We start from the raw sequence: 21,626 nt of genomic DNA on the forward strand, positions 1-21,626 counted from the left end.
TTCATCATAATTCAAAAAACCGAATCTTAGATTTATTCTATACGCGAGTCATCCTTAAAAAATTATTAAAAAACCTGGAATTAAGCGAATAAGGGCCAAAAATAATCAGTTTTGGATTGATCCTTTTCTGCGACTTTAACATCTTGGAAACGCTTTCTTTTGTGAGGCATATCTACTTGACAAGCACTCTTCAGCGTGGTAATCTTTAAGTGCAAAATAAAAAGGTGTTTCTCGACGATAATAAGAGTTTAAGAATGAATTATTTTATGCAGTTTATAATGGCTTTTAAAAAGGCCGATAGAAGCCATCTTGCGCAAAAAAATTTTTCTGATAAAAAAGCGCAATCAATATTTGAATATGTCATATTAACGGCAGTTGTAGTGACGACTGTTTTAATTTTTGGGCCGTATTTCGGTAAGATAAAAGATTCTTGTGACAAAGCTTTTAATGCCGCGGTTACGGAGATAGTAAAATGAGAAACAAAGCGCAAAGCACAATTGAATACGCGTTATTAATTGCCATTGTGGCAGCGGCATTTTTGGCGATGAATGCGTATATGCAGCGTTCGGTACAGGCAAATTTTAACGTAATTGAAGAGCAGATAAATGCGCAGTAATTAGAAGGAGGGAGGTTAAAGATGCGTAACAAAAAGGGCCAGAGTATCTTGGAGTACGTGATTGTATTAACCGTCATAGTTATAGCGGTTGCTCTAGCGGCGACCAAGTGGATTAAACCCGCGGTTGATCAGGGATTAAATGATGCTTCAAAAAGTATTAATAATGCTACAGGGCAATTGCCAAAATAATTATTTTAGGGGAGGTGAATAAGATGTTTAACAAAAAGGGCCAGAATACAGCGGAATACGCGATACTTATCGCGTTGATAATCGCGGCAGCAGTGGGAATGCAGACTTACGTTAAAAGGGGCTTACAGGGAAGGGTGCATGAGGCGGTTAGGAATACCGGCCAGGCACTACCAGATGTGGGAGGTGCCAGTTTGAGTTTTAGCGGCAACCAGTATGAACCGTATTATACTGAGTCTGACACAAAAGTAAAAAGCGCCAGAACTGCTCAGGAAACACTGGGTAACCGCGGCCAGATTACCCGCTCTAACGTACAAGAAGCAACCACGGTTGATATTGGAGGAACTGAGAAAGTCAATAGCACAGCCGGAGCTGATTAAGGAGGTGAATAAGATGTTTAACAAAAAGGGCCAGAGCACATTGGAATACGCATTGATAACCGCGGTGATAATTGCCGGGCTTTTACTGATGCAGCATTATATGAAGCATGGTTACGCCGGAAGATTGAAATCAGCCAGTGATGATATCGGCGAGCAATATGACCCTAGCAAATATAATGCAACATTTAACGTAACCAACAAGAGTTATACGCAACAGACTGCTACAGGCGGAGCCACAACCCAACAGTATCTTGATTTAGGCGATGGTTCTAATGCTGGTAGGGTGCAGAAAAAAGAGAGTGTTGCCAACGAAACGATTGATGCCTGGGGCCAGAATGAGAGCTTGTATAGTAAATAAAACAATCGGGATACGCAGGGCGCAAAGCGTAGCTGAATATAGCGTTTGTTTGGCACTAGTTTTAGCCGCGCTTTTGGGGATGCAGATTTATGTAAAAAGAGGCTTGCAGGGAAGATACAAAGAATTGGTTGACCAGGCGGCTAAACAGGCCGCAAGCGCGGCTCAATTGGCTACAAGCCCGAAACAATATGAGCCGTACTATGTTCAGGACAGATTTAGAGTCAGCCAGTCTAAAATAACCAATGAAACTAGCAGTTCCCCCGGCAAAATGAATCGGGATTTTGTTGAGGATAGCACGGCAGTTAAAGGCACAGCCACAAGGGATGTGCAATAAAATGCGTAAAAGAGCCCAGAGCATAAATGAATATGTGTTGGTGATTGCCCTAGTTACCTTAGCTGGTATAGGTATGCAGATTTATATTAAACGGGGCATACAGGGTATAGTGAAGACCTCTGCCGACAGATTAGCCGGTGAAAAAGGAGATTCAGTTGTGTATACGGGCAGTGCCAAAAGCATTTTACCCCGTGCGCAGTGGAATCCCGTTGCCATCGCGTACGCGGATAATAAGCTCAACGGCGGATTTTTTGTGGCTGAGGTAACCGGCAACCAAGTTTATTATAATCTTTATTCCGATAGCAGCAACCTTAATAATAAAACAGTTATTGGCGGGCAGGACTTAGCCAGCGGTGATTTTACCAGTTATGACTGGGAGGGTTATGTTGACGCGGTTTATGATAAAAACGGCAATTTAATTCAGAGTTTTACTCCCAAGCAGGCAAGGGCTGACTATGCTCCATATGAAATACTCTCATTAAATACTGCGGCGAATAAATCCATGGTCCAAAGTGGAGTGATGGAATTAGGCCTGGTTGCCTTTGACCAGAAAGATCATCCGTTGAAATTTACGGCGGACAAAAAAGTTATCGTACATACTGTTTCAAAGCATAGCATCAGCCCGCAAAATTTAGCCGCGGCGAATTGGCATCCGGCGATGACAGCGTATCAGGTGAAAATGGTACAAAATAATATTCCAGGATTTATCCAGGCAGAAGTGCAAGGCAATATGGTCTACTATTATACATTCACCACCGATATCAAAAACAAGATACTTTTCGGCGGAGAGAATCTGCACACGGGGGATTTTACCCAATTCGGACCGGATGGTTTTCCCATCTCAACCGTAGATAGTAATCTCACTGTGCTCAGGACCTACAGCGGTTATGTAACCGATCCGGTAACCAAGGAGATTACGGGTATAATCGGCAGCGACGGCAACATTTATGGGCAAAACCAGATAGTAACAATAAGCCCGGTGCTTCCAACCACTGGCCCGGCAACGGTTGCTTCTCCGATGACAACAAAGACCATCGACCATGACACGACTCATGTTACCGGAGCATGGACCGCGGTTTATAAATTGGAAAACGCAAACACATTCGGCGCTAGGGACAAAACCGGTTTAAATAATAATAATTTAAATGCTGGTAACAACGTGACGGGGCACCAATGATAACACGGGTTAGAAAACACAGATTAAACAAAGCAAAGGCGCAATCGACATTAGAATACGCCGTAGTCGTTGCCTGCGTAGTGGCAGCGCTTTTAGGTATGCAGTTTTACATCAGGCGGGGAATACAGGGGAAATTAAGGCAGGCAGCGGATGAGACCGGTGAGCAGTATACGCCGTTGAACGTGGATTCGAATATTACCACGCAAACAACGTCGACTACAACGGTAACGCAAAGTTTAACTCCATTAAACAGGGCGCCCGGCGTTCCTTTAAATGATGAGTATGATTTACCTGTATACGGAATAAAGACAGATACAAGTATTGATGAAACCACTACAAAAGACGGACAAGAAACATTAGGAGAGTTTGAAAATGGCTTATTTTAATAAAAAGGCGCAGAGTTTGACTGAGTTAGCTACTTTTGGCTCGGTACTTTTATTGGTGCTCTCCTTTTTTATCAGTTATGGGATGCGTTATAATTACCAGCAGGAGATACAGATGCGCGCTTTTCGCACCGCCCTTGCGCAGGCCTATACTAATACCAACCGGCCGGATGCCTCAGCTTCGGTTGTGTTGGTTGATGATAGGCATATACCGGATCCCCGCGATATGTTTGGCGCGGGTAGTATCGTTCCGGTGGAAGGCGGCGCTGAGGTAACCTGGGGCAATACTATGCAGGATGGATATCTCAATGTTACCAATCCTCCGCTTTTGCCCACGATAAAATACGTATTTAATGATCGGAATCCTGCAAACAGAGCGGAACGTGAATATAAAACCGCCGGTTATAATTATATTGATAATGCTTATCCATTCTATGTTATATTGCCTGGTAATACCGCGCCACAGTTAATAACCTGGGTAAATGTAAGGAATTACCAGCCTACCCCGGATTCGCCGCAACAGGCTATGGTATTGTTACCGAATCAAGATAAAGAGGTAATTACTGAGCTTTATTTGAAGACGGCGGGCCCGACGCCGGGATATATAAAATTTCAGATTATCGGAGTCAGGACTAATCCGCCCAATGGCGGTGATGGGACGCCCATTGACCAGATATATTTATTAAGTCCATCTTCAGGAGAGATCAACCCTAATTATATGCAATTAAATAATGATGTTGATATGAATGGTACTCCCGATGTAACTCCTGCTAATATTCAAGGGCTATTATTGGAGGATAAGCAGGATATCCGGCGCAGCGGAACTATTACAATACAAGAGACTCCCGGGAAAACTATAAGCACCAGCACATACAGTTTTAAGGATAAAGCCGGGAATCCCACGACAATTACCCATAAAATTAGGAGTAGTTCAGGGGTGGAAGAGATTAATTTTCCTTTTGAGAGGGGAGGTGTTCCTTCGACATGGACAACACAAAAGTAAAAGCCCAAGTTGCGCTTGAGTTTGTCACCGCTTTTATTTGCACCATTCTTTTCTTGGTGGCAACCGCGCAAATATTTGTCTGGTTCGGAAACACCATCGTTAACCGGAATAAAGCGTATGAAGAGACTCGCGCTGCACAGTGGCAATGGTTTAATCAGCCCGGTGATCCAATTAACCCGGTGATAGTGGATTTCTATAATCAAAGCGATTATCCTCTAGATATATTCCATAAGAAATAAAAAATGAAAAAAAAAGGGATGAGCGTGGTAGAATATAGTTTATTGATTGCCATAGTGATTGCCGGACTTTTGGCAATGCAGGTTTATGTTAAACGGGCGGTTAATGGACGCTGGAAGGAAACCGGAGATGTGTTTGGTTTTGGCAGGCAGACGGATAAAACGCTTCTAAAATGAGACTACTAATTATCTTGCTTATTTTCGGATCGATCGGCGGTTTGGCCTATGAATTAATTCCCCTGCTTTTAGGCCGCTATTCTCAACTCCAGAGTAAACGCATGGAGAAAGCCTCCAAAGAGCTGCATCAGATGTTTATTTATACCGAAAAACACCGTTTACTGCCGATGTTTACGATTACGCCTCTGGCGTTGGGCGCGCTGGGATTCATTATTTCGCATAACCTGCTGGGTGTTTTGGTGGGCGCGGGACTGGGTTTGTTATTGCCCCGGATATGGATTAAAAATGTTGGGCGCAAAAGGCAGAATGATTTTGCCAGGCAGCTGGTAGATGCGCTTATGCTTCTTTCCAGTTCTCTTAGGGCAGGGATGAGTTTACCCCAGGCATTTGAAGTACTTACCGAAGAGATGCCCGCGCCAATCAGTGATGAGTTCGCCTTGGTGATCAAAGAAAATAAAATGGGCGTGACTTTAGAGGATTGTTTGGCGCATCTCAAGCAAAGGATTCCCCTGGATGATTTGGAATTATTGACTACCGCCATAAGCATTTCCCGGGAAACCGGAGGTGACTTGACTGAAATTTTCGCCAACTTAGTGCAGACCATCAGGGAAAAAAGAAAATTAGATGACCGGGTAAAAGTACTGACTGTGCAGGGCCGCCTGCAAGGGGCGATTATGGGGCTTTTGCCAATCGCGTTCGCGATTTTCATTTATTTCATTAACCCGCACAATTTTGACATAATGTTTAGTGATAAAACCGGCCAGATGCTGCTTGTTTGGGCGGTGGTTTCCGAAGTAATCGGGGTAATCCTTATCCGGAAATTAAGCCGGGTGGAGATATAAAGATGGAACTGGCGCTGATTATTTTATTTTTGTTTACCAGTATCGGATTTGTGGCTTATTACGTTTCCAATCGAAAGCTGGTCGAAGAAGTGCATTTGCCTTCCGAGATTACCGGCGGACCGGGGTCGGGGCTTAAGAAGGCATTTAATTTTAAAAATATTTTAAGCGGGCCAGCCAGTTTTATCGAGCGTTTGTTCGGCAAATCAAGCCTTTCTTTACCTACGAGCGATTTGCATAAACGGTTAACTTCCTCAAATAAAATAATGAGCGTCAGCCAATTTATGGTATTCAAATTTTTAATGGCCGCGGCAGTGCCGTTGGCTGCCCTGATTATCGCTCAAGCAAAACCAGCGTTGCTGCTGCTTTGCGCCGGCATCGGTTTTATTTTACCGGATATCTGGCTGAATAAGCGGATCAAGAAAAGACGCGCCTTGATTGTAAAAGACCTGCCTTTGGTAATCGACCTTTTGAATATTTGCGTGGGGGCCGGTCTGGATTTTATGGTGGCGGTTAACCGGGTAATCCAGGAATTCAGGCCTTGCGCGCTTATTGAAGAAATGAAGATAATGACCAACGAAATCCAAATGGGCATTTCCCGGCGTGACGCGTTAAAGAATATGTCCGCCCGCATTAATAACCCTGAGATCAGCTCGTTTGTGAGGACTCTTCTGCAGGCAGACAGGATCGGCACGCCGATAAGCGAGGCATTGAAGATGCAGTCAGAGGAGATCCGCCTGCGCTGGTTCCAAAAAGGCGAAGAAATGGCTTTGAAAGCCCCGATTAAGCTCTTATTCCCCCTGCTAATATTTATCCTTCCGGTGGTTCTAATCATTGTGGCCGGCCCTATTTTGATCCAGTTTACCAAGGGCGGGATGATGAAGTTTTAGAAATAGTAAATAGGGACAGCGACCATTATTTTGGATAAGACGGGGCCGGATCTAATAGATTCGGTCCTTTTATTTTAGTTAGATTTCATCTATTGCTGCGTCTATTGCGATAGAAAGGGGGCTTAAATGAGCGCAAAAGATATTTCTGCAGAAGTAGTGGCAACAAAGATTCTGGTGGTACGTGGCAGGAAAGTGATGTTGGATAGGGATTTGGCGGAGTTGTATAGCGTAAAGACGCGGGATTTGAATAAAGCAGTCGAAAGGAACAGGGATCGTTTCCCGAATGACTTTATGTACCAACTTACAAGAGAAGAAGTTACAATCTTGAAGTTCCAATTTGGAACATCAAGTTGGGGTGGAACGAGAAAACCTCCGAATGTTTTTACTGAGCAGGGCGTCGCGATGCTTTCTGGTATATTGCATTCTAAACGTGCAGTGCAGGTTAACATCGCTATTATGCGGGCATTCGTTAAGCTGCGCGAGGTGTTACTAACGCATAAGGATTTAGCCCAGAAACTTGAGGAATTGGAACAAAAATACCAATTGCATGAAACAGATATCCAGGTAATATTTGAGGCGATTAAAAAATTGCTTGAGCCACCGGATGAGCCTCCAAAGCCGCGGTTTGGGATGAATTGAGACCGCATTTATGATCTCAAAAATGGTTCGCTATCCCTAATTAACTCTATTTATCTGCTTTGGCGGCGCCAAAACCTTCTACTACCCTCTCTTTTACCCTGGGCGGCTTCATTAGTTGACGGATCGCTTCAAAAATATTCTGTATTGCTTCATCATGCTTTCCGATTCTTCGTTCCAGCACTCCTAATTTATGTATTAACTCCTTGTGCGCAGATAGAATCTGACGCAGTTTCACAAATGCCCGTATAATTAGAATATTAACTCCTATGGCTCTTTCGCTATTCAATACGCTTGATAGCATAGCTACACCATGTTCAGTAAAAGCATACGGTAGATATTTGATATGCTTGTCTCTTCTAGAAGCTGCGGGTTTTGCTTTGTTTAAGGTCACAATCTGGGGTTGGGTTAATTAATTTTGTTGATAATGTTTGCCGTTACAGGTTAGCTCCTTTCTTATCCGGATTAAAGCAGTGGTCCATAGCAAAAGCGACTTGGGATTGGAAGCGCAACGGTTGCGGCGCAATAAATCTCGGGTAATACAGCACATTGCTTCCACCGAATTTGTTGTAGTTGGTAAGTTTAATTCCGGATGCGCCTGATATGCCCTGTAATATCTGATAGATTGAAGGAACTCGCGTACCATAGCTTGAATGCGTTGAGTCCCACAATAACTCTGGGACAGCTGAATCAAACGTGTTAGCAGAACATTTAGATGCGGTCTGCTTGAAGCTTCCAGGGCTTGGCGGATTAAATAATAGATTTCTTCGCGGACGCCTCCGCCTTTGAGCATCCGTCTTTCGCGGCCTCGTTGAATTTGGAGCTTCAAAATCAGATGGAAATGGCAAAGTTGGAGAATCCATCCTTCTCTCTTGGCTATACGTTTCATGCCTTGCAGATTGTCGACGACCAAGGCTTGAATTCGAGATCGTGGTTCTGGAGGGATAGCTGTAAAAGCCCGTCTCCATTTGTAAGCTCCTTCTTTACCCGGAAGAAGAATCGGATCCAGGAAAACAGCCGTTTTGCCCGAGCAAGACTTTAATGCGGTGAGATATAGGATCCAAGGTTTGCTGTGAAAATGGAACCAAAGGCCATCTGCTAAAAGGACACGCGGCCCGGAAGGCAATTTTTGAGGGGCTGGATGAGCAACAAAACGTTGCAGTAATTGTCGAAATCGATAGCGGAAAGCCAGTAACTCTATTCCGGGACGCCGTTGAACTAAATGAATAAGCGTATACTTCTCCAGGAAAATCTGCTTCAAAACATTCAGAGGGATACGGATAATCGGCCGTCCACGTTTCTTGAGACGAATCGACCATGTTCGTTTACAGGAAGAACATTGCCTACGCCGCTGACCAAAACGATAAACTTTTGCATTACAACAAGGGGATTTCGCATGTTTTGTCTTCATGAATGCGAATTATCCCACAAGAAATTGATTTTCTATACGGAAAAAACACTTTAATGCGAAAATTTTTCAACAGAATTTCTTAATCCGAACCCAAAATGCGACTTCAAGTTAAAATACTCTTCTAAAGATCGCCAAAATAAAAATCCCCGACAAAACGTCAGGGCTGATTTATCATATTAGAAATAGTTAAGAATAACTATTATTTTACTACAGAAAAATGGTCGCTGTCCCTATTTATTATGTCCAGTCTGAATTTTAAAGATAAATTATTGTCCATTCTGACTTAATATTTGTCCAATCAGGTTAAGTTACTTTTGAAATAGGGGACGGTTATATTTTTCTTGAGCTCAGTATTAGAAAAATAGAACCGTCCCCTTTATTTTTATAGATCTTGCGGGGTTTTTGGGCCTCAGGTTGGCCAACCTGTTATCATCTTAAGCGAACCAAAGTTACTTCCTTTTCGCCAAAAGAAAACGTTACCAAAATAGACGATTTTTTACTTGACAGCGTCTATGCGGGGTGTTATATTTGGGTGTAAGTTGAAATGCCTTTTTTATTTGAAAACTTAGTAAGAAATTTTAAAAACATTTTAAAATCCGGTAATCTCTTATGAAAAGAAGCTTCATTAAAAAAATGAAAAGTCTTGGGGTAAGGGGAAATATTTATTTTTTATTTAATACTATAGAAAATAAAAGATGAATATAAATCAGCAGCCGACAGAAGACAGTATTGAGCAACCCAAAAAAGAATTCAAGTCGAGTTTTAAGACTTGGATCCGCGCGGTTGCTTTTATTGTTATCGCGGTATTCCTGCCGGAGCAGGCGGCCCAGGCAATGGGCTATGATCCCACCACAATCTGGAACCATTCTTATTTTGTAAACCAGGGTAAAAATGGATTTTTAACTTATCTTGTCGCGGACAATATCAAGCGTTCTCTGGACTCCCTTTCATACAAACAATTAAATCAGGTTCAACTGGATAAAAATTTAGTGGTTGAAACTGCGCCTCTTAAAGAATCAGAAACCAGTACGAAGGCCTCTGAGCCAAGCAAAGTGGACCAAAGCAATTTTTATGACAAAATCGGCAATGCCCTGCAAAGTGGCAGCGCGGAAATTATCCGCTTTGCAAGCAACGGCCTGAAGAAAACTTCCCTACCCGATCAATCCTCCCCTACCACAAGGCAAGGAACCGCCTCCAGCCAGAAACCGTCACTTTATTTGACCGGCTCAGTAGTAAAACAAATCAGCCTGTGGCTTAAGGATCCAAAGACACAGGTTGATAACAACTGCGGTATAAACGCGCTGAATGCTTTATTTGTCCAATCAGGGATTAAACTTAGCCGCGAAGAATTGGCAACCCGGGCAATTATGGTTGATTTTCTCTCAGGCAATCTAAGGGAATTTAAGGGTGAACTTGCCCTGTCCCTGTTTGCCCTGCAAAAAACCGCTGTATCTTTTGGCCTCAAAACCGCTTTAGTCAAAATCCCCGCGGCATCATTGCAAGGGGGCCAAGCAATCTCTTCCCTAGTTCCCTTTATTACTTATCTCTTATCTGAACACTTCGTCTTAGTAACCCGCGTCACCAATGATAAAATTTATTATAAAGAAGATAAAGAAGAAGCCAATATGCCCAAGGAGATTTTCCTTAAAGGCTTCACCGGCAATTGCTTGCTGCTTGATTCTAAGCTATTGCAAGGGAGCAAGGCAATTTCCTTACTTTCTGACAAAGAAGCATTGGAAATTAGCGGTAAGGAGAGTTTTTTCGACAGGTATAATTCATTGAAGTCGTCTATTAGCAACACAGCTAAATCCAGCATATCCAGCATATCCAGCATTAGTTCTACCGCCCAATCTTATGTTTCCAAAGCCAGCAGCACCTATACTGCCGCAAGCAATGTCTACAACACAGTTAAGTCTGTAACTGGCATTTCCATAAGCTCTATTGTGACAAGAAGCTCCATCCCCAGCAATCCTCTAAGCGCCATCAGTGTTCCTGTAACCACATATAACTATCTGGCTAGCCCCTCCACCAAAGGAAATTTAGGCAAAAGCTATGGCGCTGCAAATACCCTGCAAACCGATTTCGCTTTAACCGTACCCAAGCGTGCATATGATTTTACCGGCTGGGTAGATACTGTCAGCGGCCTTAATTCAAACCTGGGAACCAAGCTTTATCAGAGCTCCAGTCTAGTCAGATCCATCTCCGATGCTTATTCTGGGGCCAAAGGAAGAACCGAGTCCTCTTTAAAGCAAACCTACGGAATAGGGACTTATAATAATTTTATTAAACCCACAGAATATTTCGTTGCAGATACCGCAATTACTACGGCTGCTACTTTAGGTATCGGTTCAGCTGTTGGCCTTGCGGGAGGTACACTTAGCCGGGTTGGCTCTGTCAGCCGTATTGCCGAACCTATCATTTCTCGTTTGCCTCAACTTAGCCGTATCACAGAAATAGCCGGCCCAAAGGTAGGCCAGGGCCTTGAGTGGGTAGGGACAAAGGGTTGGAGCGCGGGAAAATGGATGATGAATCCTGCGACTGGAAGATGGGCGATAGCAAAAACAGCGATTAAATATTCAGGTTTATCTTTTGTTCCCGCTACCCCTCAGTATTGGGCTACCAGCGCCGCATTCACAACCTATAATTATTTAAATAATTCTTCCACGGTGGGTAATGTACGTAAAAGTTTTACGGCCGACGCTAAAGTTCGCGAAGGAGTAGTTATTAGTGTAGCGGAGAATGTCGCGGGAATGCCTAATGGGATACTTGAGATAGGAACTTGGGCAACAGGCGGGTTAACAGGTTTTGACCAGAAAAAGTACTTGAATTTGAGGGCTCAATATTATGATAATACCGATTTAGTTAAATCCTTGAATAAATCATACGGTGATTGGAAGCAAAAAGAAATAGCTGATCCTTTAATTGCAATATATGGGCAAAACAAATATAACACTGCGGTGAAGCCGCAAATTGAAGTTGGGGGATTTGTGGGAAGCTTATTTGTTCCTATTGCCGGAGAGGAGAAAATATTAACAAAGGCCGGGTCTATAATAAAGGCAGGCAAAATAGCTGATGCAGTAATCGATGTGAGCAAAGGAGTTAGAGGGATTAGGGGAATAGATGTTGCGGTTGATTTGAACAAAGGGATTAAAGCAACCAGGACAGTGTCTTATGCAGACGACACTTTGAGATTAACGCAGAAATCATATACGCCCATCAGAAATTGGGGACAAAGTCAGAGATTGGTTACGTCGATACACTCCTCAAGTTTAACTTCAAGAATTTTACCTCATTCGACACAAATCACTTTGGCTAATTCAAGGGCGCTTAACTTAATAACTAGATACGAACCGATTAATCTTATGAAGCAAAAAGTTTCAAGGCCGATATATAATTATCTGGAACGAAAAACTCTTAAACCAATATCTGATTCTTTAAAACCGTCTTATAAGTATGTAGCTAAGAACAATCCTGTTTCTTTAACTAAGCTGGGCGAATATAAATCTACAGCAGGGAAGTTAATAGGTGACCGTATTCCGCTAAGAATGAAAAATGTTTTTGCTGAAGAAAGCGCATCGGTATCGCTTGGTTCTTTAGATAAATCAGCAAGATTGTTGTATCAAGGTGGGAAAGGGCTATATCAAGGTGGAAAATGGTTTGGCAAGAATCTTATTACCGAATTTGTGCCTCGCCTGCTATTCTACGGGAGTGTATTCGGAACGCTTGATGCTGCATTTATCTATAAAGATAATCAATTTAATCAAGCAACAGGTGAGCTCTCAGGCAATAATCCTCTTCTTTTTTGGCTAAGAGCGACAGAATTGAATATGGGTTTTCAGATTCTAGGGGCGAAAAAGGCATTGTGGGATAAAGACTTATTCGCCGCAGAGAAGTATAAAGGATTAGCCGATAAAATGTCTAAAATTTCCATGGGCGGCCAGCTTGGAAATGGTGTTTATTTATTTGTTAATCCTCAGGATATTCAGGATCCTAATTTACGTAAAGCAGTAGAAATGATCCCCAGTCCTGTAAGGAGAGCCATTGCTATTCCTGTCCAGATGGTTGCTACCAGCGAAGGGTTTGCCAGTTTTCCTGCTATGACCACGTATTCAACCGCTTATTATACTCAAGCGGGTTATAATAAAGAAGGATATTGGGGATGGAATGGTGCATTATCAGGATTTTTCCGCGGCGCGGTTGTTATCCCCAGCGTGGCGATGTTTTCGTTTACCACTTCAGTGCTTGCTGCGGGTATAAATACATTTACTTTTGGAGATCGATATAAGAATGCGCAAATTAGCAATTGGGTTATTAATTCTTTGGGAAAACCAGTCGCGAGTTTTATCGCTCGCAGAGACGTGGATTTTAAAACTTACGCTCAGCCTGAATATATTGACATTGCGCATAGAGACGCGGCCGCCAGCCAGGATAAATATGAGGGAGCTGATTATTTTTTCGGCAATCTTTTTATGATGGGAGGTTTTAGGCAAGCAGTTGGTTTAAAGCGGCCCGAGGCAAAAGATGTTTCAGGCAGGCGTCATTTTGACACCCCGCTTATTGACGCTGGCCAAAGAGTTTCAGGCGCACTGCTTACCCCGATGCATCTTACAACTGCTCCTATTTACGGAGGTTATAGTCATTATGCCGGAAAAGTAGCGGAAACAAGAATAGGAAAGTTTTTAGGTTTAGATGTTACGCAGAGCCGCGGTTTAAAGAATAGCATAGCGGCGCAATACAAAGAAGTTGGCCAGGGCATTTTAGGGATTAGCTCCTTTACTTTAGGCAACCTGAATAAAATAGCAAAGTCGGAAGTAAATCTGGCACGGATATCCCTTCCTTTGGAGATAGCCCGGAAGATAAATGAACGGAGAGAAGAATTGAATGGGGTAACTCTAAAAATAGGTGAAGTGGAAGAGCAAATTCGTTTAAATGAACGTAATTTTCTTCGTAAGCCAGATTCCGAAAATTCACAAAAGAAGAGAGAGTTATCCACAAAGAGAGCGGAATTAACGGCTTATAAAATGAAGTTAAGTAACTTAGTTGAAGTTGAGGGAATAAAACAAAAGATAGTTTCGCTGGAAATCGCCGGGAGGTTTGGAACTAAAGATTATAATCAAGCTGTTGAGAAGTTTGTGAAAGCGGATTTAGGCGGCGGAGTTGAGGGTATTCTAAATAGGCAATTTAGGACGGATCTATTGAATAAATATAAGCGCGTTAAAACAGAAGGAGATGGTAACGGATTAAGCCGGGCTTGGAATAAAATAAGCACAAATTCAGAATACAATCGGGCGGTGAAAACTTTGGATGCTATCAAGGATATAGACATCGGGAAAATAGATGAAGTTATTAAAGATACGCAAAATCAAATACAAAAATCAATTGAAGCGTTAGACAAAACCTCAAGACTTGCCTATCTGAAAGAAAACGGGCTAGGGAGCATTGCGGGATTGAATGATAATTCAAGGCGAGAATTGGCCAGAAAATTTTATGAAGATGGTGTTACTGCTGAAACGATTAAAGAAAAAGGTTTTTGGGAAAATTGGCAAGAATTCGGGCAGGGCTTAAGCGGGATCAGCCAAGAAAGAATGAATGACGGGATGCGGGAATTATTTAAGCTGAGAGTACTTAAGTTTGACCAGGAAAAGATGGAAAAAGGTATTGATTCCGGGTTTAGAGTCGATTTCGAGGCAGGAAAAGAACTTAAAGCGGGCACAGCTGAGCGGAAGATTTTTGATACTCTGGAAAAAATGAATGCTAAAGGGTATAATTTTCAAAATTCAGTTGGTGATTTAATAAAAAACTGGGATTGGAAGAAAATTTCCGAAGATTCAGTAAGATTCGCGGAAAGTAAGGATGAGTTAGCCAACATATTGTCCACCCACTCGTCAATATTAAAGAATCCCGATGCAATGAATAATCCAGAATTTAGGGGGTTAGATAAATTACTTAAAGATTCCAGAGGGAAAACTGAACTGGGTATATTCTTAGCTTTAACTACTTTTAAACACTCCGGCGGCCGGGAAAGTCTTGGTTTATTTGCTTCTCCCAACGAATTAAAACGGGTATATGAGAAAGTATTGGAGAAAAATTTAGGAGGAGAAAAAATCAGTTTCGGAGAAGGGGTGGATGGAATCAAGGTTAAGCTTGGCGGAGTAGATTATACTTTTGTAAAAATTACCGAAGAAAGTATTAAATCTTCTTACTTAAGTAATAATTTAGACAAATTAAATGAGATTTTTAAAGATAAAATTATCCTTACCGATATCTCCACTTTACAGAATCTTAATATGCAAAAAATCGTTCCTTCACAAGGGGAGGCGGAAAAGCAGTTGGCCAAGCGGCTGGCTGAAATTATTTATGACCGGGCAGTTATAATCGATGAAATCCATCAGGTTTCTCAATCCCCTTACCATATAGTTGGTTTTGACGGCAAGACTCTTGCAGAGTTTTTAAAACCTGCCGAGTATGAAAAATATGTTGATGTTGCTGAAAAAATAGACAGAAAATTCCAAGAATTGGCTAACCTTGAAGAAGTTACAAATAATAAGGGTGAGCCAGTCACAACAGTCAAAGGCTATGGTAATTTAGGGGATAGATTAATTAAAATGGAATATGTTGATGAATATAAAGGTCTTACGACAGCAGGAGAGAATGAATTCAAGAGATTATTAGGCGATAAATTTGTAACGCAAGCAGAGAATAAAGATTTCAGTATTGAACGGCTTTTGGTAAATTCTTTTGTCAGGAACCTGTTTGAGAAAGAAGAACAGGAAGGTGGTTTTGGCCTGAAGAAAAACGAGAGGCAGGAAGACGAGGTCCATCCGGTGCATTTTGGAAAAATTAATGAAAAAATGCAGTGGTCAACTCCGGAAGAGGCAATTTCGCGCTGGGTTCTGGGTTTCCGGATGAAAGATATCAAGACGAAAGATAAAGATAATAACATTATTGATATTCCAGTAAGGGAAATTATCAGTAAAATAAAAATAAGCGAAGAGTCAGTAAAAGTCTCCCCGATTTCGGTTCTTGCCAATTTCAAATCCTCTAAAACATTTTTCTCGGCCACTCCTTTCTACGCCGAGACTATGTCTGATCTTTTAGGGGTAAAGTACCAAGGCGACGCGGCTAAATTTATGGCCAAGGTTAAATCTGATTTAGAAGGCAGGATAGAGAAGGGGAAAGTCGGAGTAGGGGATTATGGAGAAATGATTAGGGATGGTAAGTTTAAATTAGCCGACGATAGGCCGAATATTATTCTGCCGGCTTTACTGACACATATTCCTGATTTTCTGAATAAAGTGTCTAAGGCTGCTGGCGGGAGAGATGTTTTCTATATTGAAGTTGATGATACTGTTTCTAAAATAGTAGATGGCCAGAGAGTAGAGAAATTAGAATTATTAAAGGAACCATCAGGGGAAATAATCAAGCCGAAGGATCAGCTTGAAAAGAGAGTGAATGAGGGCAAAAATATAGTGGTGGTCTTCAGTCCGTCTAAATTAACCAGCTTTAGTTTTGATGTTAAGAAAGCCGAAGGAACTCAAAAAGAAGCCCAGTATACACTTATTATGGATAAGGATACTTCAGCTACTGATTATTGGCAGGCCTTGAGAAGGAATAGAGAAAACCTGGAAGATTTTAATGTTATCTTCAATGGCCCAGCGGGTGAAGAGCCATTAAAGGATATCTGGAAGGATACTATATGGAAAGATAGTTTAGTAAAAACCGAGAATTTAAAAAAGAATGACGCTTTGGTCAAGGCTATAACCGAAACCCATCAGGATGCCATGGCTGGCCGGTTTGTTAGGTTCACGGAGGTTTTTCCGGAAAGGGCTGATCTGGCTTACCAGCTGCTCAAAGCTTTTCAGAGCAAACACGCCAAAGACACTGATATTACTCCGGATAAAATACGCTCTAATGCTTATCGGCAGATTATTAGCGGCTTCAACAGTGACATTACATTCTTTAATGATGTCATCAAAGATTTTTCTCCTTTGCTTCTTTCCAAGGAAATAACTGAAGGCAGCGGAGAAACGAAGCATACTTTAAAATTTAAATTAACTTCCGCGGAAAAGAGATTTTTTGAGGATTATCTTAAACAAGACAAGATTTTCAGAGACAGGAATGGCTTAGATTCAAGCAGAAGCACAGGGGTTGATAAAGCCAAGGTAAAATCCGAGTTAGAAGCCATAGCCAGGTTTAAAGGCATACCTAACCTTGAAGCTGCCCGGTTTAGGGATTATTTGGCGCAAAGATATTCAACTAAAGAATTACTTAGGAAAAAAGTTTCTTCCCCGGAATCCAAGGAGGCTATAGTAGTGGCACAACAGAAAATTCAAGATGCGCTGGAAACTAAAAATGGAACAACTCCCAAAGAATTAGCCGCCGATATAAGACAAGATTTAATCGGGCGTGGTTACACTGAATCAGCGGTTGCCGGAGTCTTAAGCCAGATGTATCCTTCCTTGAAAGAGAGTAATTGGCTAGCAAGGCGAGGGATAAATGCTAATTATATTGGTCAAGGCGTATTAGGATTTGGGCAGGCATTCTTGTTTATCAATAATCAGGAAAATAAAGAGAAAGATTGGTTTACAAAACTTATAGAAAAATTAAATTTTTCCTTGGGTTATGGCAAAGCAATTGGCACTATTCAGTCTTTTAGCGGTGAGTTTGAACCCGAATTTAAGGAGTTTTTATCAAAATACTATGAAACTGATGGCGCAAAGGGAAATATGCGGACAGCGTTAAGGTCATCCTTAGATAAGATGATTGCCGCATCAGTAAGGGGCGTGTGGGAGTCGAGAAAAAATTTAGAATTCTACCAATATATGAAGGATATGGCGGGAAAAAACATCCCAGCGGAAGATAAATTAGAAGAGCTTAAAAAGATAAACGGCTATTTAGACATGATGTCTGTATTGGGGGCCGACGGGAAAGAATCGATAGAGAAGGCTTTTAAAGAAAAATTAAAAAATGAAAAAGCATTAAAAGACGAAATAAGCAGGCTCGATAAATTATTGAATCACCAAATAGCCAGGACAAATGAATTGAATGTTTTGAAAGCAAGATTGGGGAGGCTCAATGATGTAGATGAGCTGCAAGTAGCTTTATGGGCGCAGAAATTTGTAAGCCCTGCGGAAAAAAGATCCGGGATAATGAATAAGATAATGACAGCGCTGGGGATGAAAGAAAAGTTAAATGTAGCTGACTTGGCCGAGGACATTCGTGAGGAAGTAAATGAAAACATAGATGCCGTTGTTAAAGAAGGAAAAATCCCCGAGCTGGTAGTTGTTTTTGGCAAAGCTAACAGCAGGGAAATTAAGGATACAGTAGCAATTCAAAATAAATACTATGAAAAAAATAAGATAGCTAAAGTGCAAATTCCGGTATTCCTTGATGAATCGGTGAAAAGCAGCCTGATAAGTTCTTTAGGGATATTCTACAATCAAGATAATCCTTCTTTGGGGGTATCCAGCAGATATTATTCCACAGAATTCTTGATGGAATATTTGGTTAAACCTTTACAGAAACAAATTTTTGAGGACAGAGGGATCAAAGGATTTGTGATGCCTGTTGGGAAAATACCTTTGTCAGCCCGGGAACACGGTATTGTTACCAATATTTTAGGAGAAGGTTCAGCGCAGGCCAAAGGCGCTTTCATAAGCACCCATCCTTATACTACAGGGTGGATGGGCGGCGTTATATCAACCATCGGACTAATACCTTTATTTGGTAGATTATGGGATTTCTTCGGAACAGGATTTAAAACTGCATTGCAGAGAGTAATGAACCATGAATTAGGGCACGTTCATAGGTTAGGGCACGATGCGAAAGCAGCATATTCCGTAATGTCTTCTTCTGAGAAAGAAGATGGCTCGTTCTGGTCTTGGAAATGGCACTTCTGGAGGAAAGATAATACTTATCAGCCGGAGCATCTTGAGACAATCAAAAAAGATATCGCTCAATTAACTGGTGGAAAAGGTTCGGCAACCAGTTCGGATGTTTTTGTATTACAACAGGTAACGGCAGATTTACTTAAAGGAAAAGAATCATTAGCAAAGATATCTAGCCGTAGTGAACTTTATCGAATAGGTGGCAACCTCAAAGCTGTTGCTTATTATTTAGAATCCCTTTCTTCCGCTGAAAAAAAAGAGATATTTGCCAGGATAGATGCATTTGCGGATATTTTAAGAGGCCATCCTAAAGAAGATATCATGGGTTATAAGAAAAACGGGTTTGATGCGTCAGCTCATAGTATGGATAAAATAGTCGGATTTTTTAATCTGTTAAGTAATACAGAACTCAACCCCTCTGAAAAAAGTTTTAAGGAAACCCTTTTGAGCCAGAATTTGCTTGTGGGAACAGAGAGTAACTATCAAGCAAACGGTGAATGGTATATTATTGGTTTGGTTAGAGGCTCTTCATTAATTACCCATGAGTTAAGACATATCGTTTACCGGGCAATTGAAGCATATAGAAATGCCGTTAATACAATGTGGAATAATATTCCAGTAGATAAACAGAAGATCATCGCGGAGCTCTTAACTAAAATCGGAGGCTATGATTTTAAAGGAGAAGAAGGACAGGCTCTGCTTGTGCGTGAATACGCCGCATATTTAGCAGATTGGCCTGCTTTCCAAGAATACTTGAATAAAAAAGAGCATGCTTCGGAAGATAGGCTATTTTTCGAGCAACAATCTCGGAATCTTCTATCTATTGAAGAAAATAATGCCCAGGCAATAAGACAATTTTTTAAAGAAAATTCTGATGAACTAGGTACTTCGGCTGAAGATAAACGCGACGGCGGCATGGTTAGAGGCGGGCAGGCGAATGTATTTATAAATGGTGAAAACGTAAATAAACAAATTTTTGATAAAGAGGCCGTTAATTCTTATCAGCTGGCCATAGAAAGATTGGGAGAAGCGTCACTAGGTATTAACGCATTTAATAAATATGGAAATGGGACAGCTTCGGTCAATCAGAATTTTGCCACGCCATTGTATGATCATTTAGCTAAGCTGGTAAGCGAGAATAAAATAGCCGAGGCTAAACAAGCCATAAATAATTTGGTCGGGTTTATTTACAGGCAATGGGGCGCGGGGATTATCGACACCGACCATAAGTATTTACTGGATTATGGAGTGGATGGGAATGGCGAAATAATTTGGCTTGACCCGGGCAAGGCTTCTTCCAGAAAGACAGATTTTGTGATTGACTCGTATCGGGAGAGCGGAGACATTAAAGGTTCTTTACTTGGATTAAGCCAGGAATTATATAATTATTATATAGGATTGACGGCTAATTTTGCTGATGAATTCCAGAAACATTGGCCCGAAGGATCTCTGACAGATGCAGACTATATGTTTGACGGCGGAACAGTGGAAACTGTGGCCAAATTGATTGCCGAATACAGAGTAGTGTTGCCGGTTAACGAAGCCATAGCGAAAGTAAGAGGATTGGGTTATTCTGAAGAATTAATAACTAAGGCAATCGGTTACAATATTGGATTAGGAAGCGGGTTTTCTAACAATCCTTTGGATCGCGGCGGTAATAAGCAAGACAAGACAGGGCAGCGGCCGGCATCTCCAGCGCTTCCGTTGGCTCCGGGAGGGCAGAATGTGCCAGGCGTTAATGTTGTTAGCCATAGCGGGGTTGCAGGCAGCTCCAATCAGGCCTTAGTTGGCAGCAGGCCCGTATTACCTAATAATAGCGGGATTGAAACGATCATTCCCAGCATAAGACTTCAAGCTATTGGTGTTTTAACCAGCTTTACCAGCGGTTTGGCTCCGCCCGCGGCCCTCGCCAAAACTTTTATCTCAAATGTATCAAGTAGTGTAGCAAATGCAGTAAGAAGTGCAGTTGAATTAGCTGAGAAACTCTCAGGTGCCCAGAGTGCAAACTCCGGAAATGGAGAAAAAGGGCAGGATGCGAGAAGTGCGTCCGGCAATAATATAGGTAAGAGAAGTGAAGTAACTTCAACAGGAACCAATGGTGAGGCAAAATATGCCGAAACCCGAGGTTCTATTCGTGCGTATAGCTTCCCCGCTAGCTTTATTAATGATTTAAAGAAGTTAATCAGCATTCTTCAGTTCAAAAATCCGTTAATTCCCGTATTAAATCAATTTATTAATAAATTATCAGGGGTCAGCTCCTGGCTGTCCTCAAAGACAGTTCTGGCCTACAGGAGCACCCTTGATTTAAATAATGCTGAAGCCATTCCTTCTTTACGCGATGGGGGAGATGAAGGGGCTCTTGAGATTTATGAGGTCATTAAAAAGATCGGTAATTTAGTTGAAAAAATGGTCGAGGATCTTAAGAGCAAACGAAGGCCGGGTGAAACTATCGCAGGGAGATATCCTGGCGAGAAGAATAGACGCATAAGGGATGCAATAACTCGTAACGCAGAGGATAGTATAAAGTCGATGCGCAGATTAGGGATGACCAAGCCTTTGTCTATAGATGAAGTAGGTTTAAATAACGACGATGATTTTACAGCTAAGATGACAATATTTGGGGCGATCACCGGAGTAGAGGGCTCCAGAGAGAAGCTCGGCAATAAGCTGGCTGTGGAATTAGATAAAATTATCGATATAAAAAATTTATCAGATAAAGACAAGATAGAATTAATAGTGGAGATGTTAAAGGGCATACCATTATTAGAAAGCGCAAAAATTATAAAACCCTTAGAGTCAGCCTTACAAGAAGGTTATCTAATGAGCCTGCCGCTTGAGGACAGCGAAAAGTTGCAGAGGATTTTAGGAGAGCATCGGGATTATAACGGTAATGAGCAAATATTAAAAATGCTTGAAGAAATCAAAAAAGGACAAGAAGAATTTGGAGCCCGGCTTGATAAAACTGAAGAGAAGCTAGAAGATGTAGAACAAGAAGCAGGAGCAGCAAAACAAGAAGCAGGAGCAGCAAAACAAGAAGCAGGAGCAGCAAAACAAGAAGCAGGAGCAGCAAAACAAGAAGCAGGAGCAGCAAAACAAGAAGCAGGAGCAGCAAA

At 41.7% G+C, this 21,626-nt stretch carries 17 protein-coding genes; 15 read left to right on the forward strand and 2 right to left on the reverse strand.

The genetic code is table 11. From position 1 onward, the window contains the following. The first annotated feature begins 278 nt into the window (after positions 1-278). The 14 genes from PHG87_07185 (at position 279) to PHG87_07250 (ending at position 7,218) form a co-directional block, all read left to right on the forward strand. Entirely contained in the window at positions 279-476 is a 198-nt protein-coding gene (locus PHG87_07185; GenBank protein ID MDD5477957.1) for a hypothetical protein, read from the forward strand. Beyond that, entirely contained in the window at positions 473-616 is a 144-nt protein-coding gene (locus PHG87_07190; GenBank protein ID MDD5477958.1) for a hypothetical protein, read from the forward strand. The genes PHG87_07185 and PHG87_07190 overlap by 4 nt, the downstream gene beginning before the upstream one ends. 21 nt (positions 617-637) lie before the next feature. After that, positions 638-805: a hypothetical protein gene (locus PHG87_07195; protein ID MDD5477959.1), complete on the forward strand. Its 168-nt coding sequence runs from the start codon at positions 638-640 to the stop codon at positions 803-805. A 23-nt stretch (positions 806-828) separates the two neighbouring features. Continuing rightward, complete coding sequence (locus PHG87_07200) at positions 829-1,182, forward strand: hypothetical protein (protein MDD5477960.1); 354 nt, start codon at positions 829-831, stop codon at positions 1,180-1,182. Between the two features lie 13 nt (positions 1,183-1,195). Further along, positions 1,196-1,540 carry a hypothetical protein gene (locus PHG87_07205; GenBank protein ID MDD5477961.1) on the forward strand — a complete coding sequence of 115 codons (345 nt, stop codon included), beginning with the start codon at positions 1,196-1,198 and terminating at the stop codon, positions 1,538-1,540. Then, the gene (locus tag PHG87_07210; protein ID MDD5477962.1) at positions 1,518-1,874 is read left to right on the forward strand and encodes a hypothetical protein; all 357 of its coding nucleotides are present in this window, start codon (positions 1,518-1,520) and stop codon (positions 1,872-1,874) included. Before PHG87_07205 ends, PHG87_07210 begins: the two co-directional genes overlap by 23 nt. A gap of 1 nt (position 1,875) precedes the next feature. Continuing rightward, positions 1,876-3,051, forward strand: coding sequence for a hypothetical protein (locus PHG87_07215; GenBank protein ID MDD5477963.1), 1,176 nt, complete (start codon positions 1,876-1,878; stop codon positions 3,049-3,051). Beyond that, the gene (locus PHG87_07220; protein ID MDD5477964.1) at positions 3,048-3,437 is read left to right on the forward strand and encodes a hypothetical protein; all 390 of its coding nucleotides are present in this window, start codon (positions 3,048-3,050) and stop codon (positions 3,435-3,437) included. The genes PHG87_07215 and PHG87_07220 overlap by 4 nt, the downstream gene beginning before the upstream one ends. Then, complete coding sequence (locus tag PHG87_07225) at positions 3,424-4,437, forward strand: hypothetical protein (protein MDD5477965.1); 1,014 nt, start codon at positions 3,424-3,426, stop codon at positions 4,435-4,437. The genes PHG87_07220 and PHG87_07225 overlap by 14 nt, the downstream gene beginning before the upstream one ends. Beyond that, positions 4,419-4,676, forward strand: coding sequence for a hypothetical protein (locus PHG87_07230; GenBank protein ID MDD5477966.1), 258 nt, complete (start codon positions 4,419-4,421; stop codon positions 4,674-4,676). Before PHG87_07225 ends, PHG87_07230 begins: the two co-directional genes overlap by 19 nt. Positions 4,677-4,679: 3 nt before the next feature. Then, a complete protein-coding gene (locus PHG87_07235; protein ID MDD5477967.1) occupies positions 4,680-4,850 on the forward strand; it encodes a hypothetical protein in 171 nt (56 codons plus the stop codon). Next, positions 4,847-5,692, forward strand: coding sequence for a type II secretion system F family protein (locus tag PHG87_07240; protein ID MDD5477968.1), 846 nt, complete (start codon positions 4,847-4,849; stop codon positions 5,690-5,692). The genes PHG87_07235 and PHG87_07240 overlap by 4 nt, the downstream gene beginning before the upstream one ends. Positions 5,693-5,694: 2 nt before the next feature. Continuing rightward, positions 5,695-6,579 (forward strand): type II secretion system F family protein, encoded by an 885-nt coding sequence (locus tag PHG87_07245; protein MDD5477969.1) that lies wholly within the window; start codon positions 5,695-5,697, stop codon positions 6,577-6,579. 126 nt (positions 6,580-6,705) lie between these two features. Then, positions 6,706-7,218: an ORF6N domain-containing protein gene (locus PHG87_07250; protein MDD5477970.1), complete on the forward strand. Its 513-nt coding sequence runs from the start codon at positions 6,706-6,708 to the stop codon at positions 7,216-7,218. 46 nt (positions 7,219-7,264) lie between these two features. Here PHG87_07250 and PHG87_07255 read toward each other — a convergent pair whose 3' ends face one another. Together PHG87_07255 and PHG87_07260 are read right to left on the reverse strand one after the other, a co-directional pair. Further along, on the reverse strand, positions 7,265-7,609 hold the full coding sequence (locus PHG87_07255) for a hypothetical protein (GenBank protein MDD5477971.1): 345 nt from the start codon (positions 7,607-7,609) through the stop codon (positions 7,265-7,267). Between the two features lie 18 nt (positions 7,610-7,627). After that, a complete protein-coding gene (locus tag PHG87_07260; GenBank protein MDD5477972.1) occupies positions 7,628-8,626 on the reverse strand; it encodes a hypothetical protein in 999 nt (332 codons plus the stop codon). 695 nt (positions 8,627-9,321) lie between these two features. On the opposite strand from PHG87_07260, the gene PHG87_07265 reads away from it, so the two are divergent. Then, a partial coding sequence (locus PHG87_07265) for a hypothetical protein (protein MDD5477973.1) occupies positions 9,322-21,626 on the forward strand: 12,305 nt, incomplete at its 3' end.

The sequence above is a fragment of the Candidatus Omnitrophota bacterium genome, assembly GCA_028716245.1.
GTDB lineage: Bacteria > Omnitrophota > Gorgyraeia > Gygaellales > Profunditerraquicolaceae > UBA6249.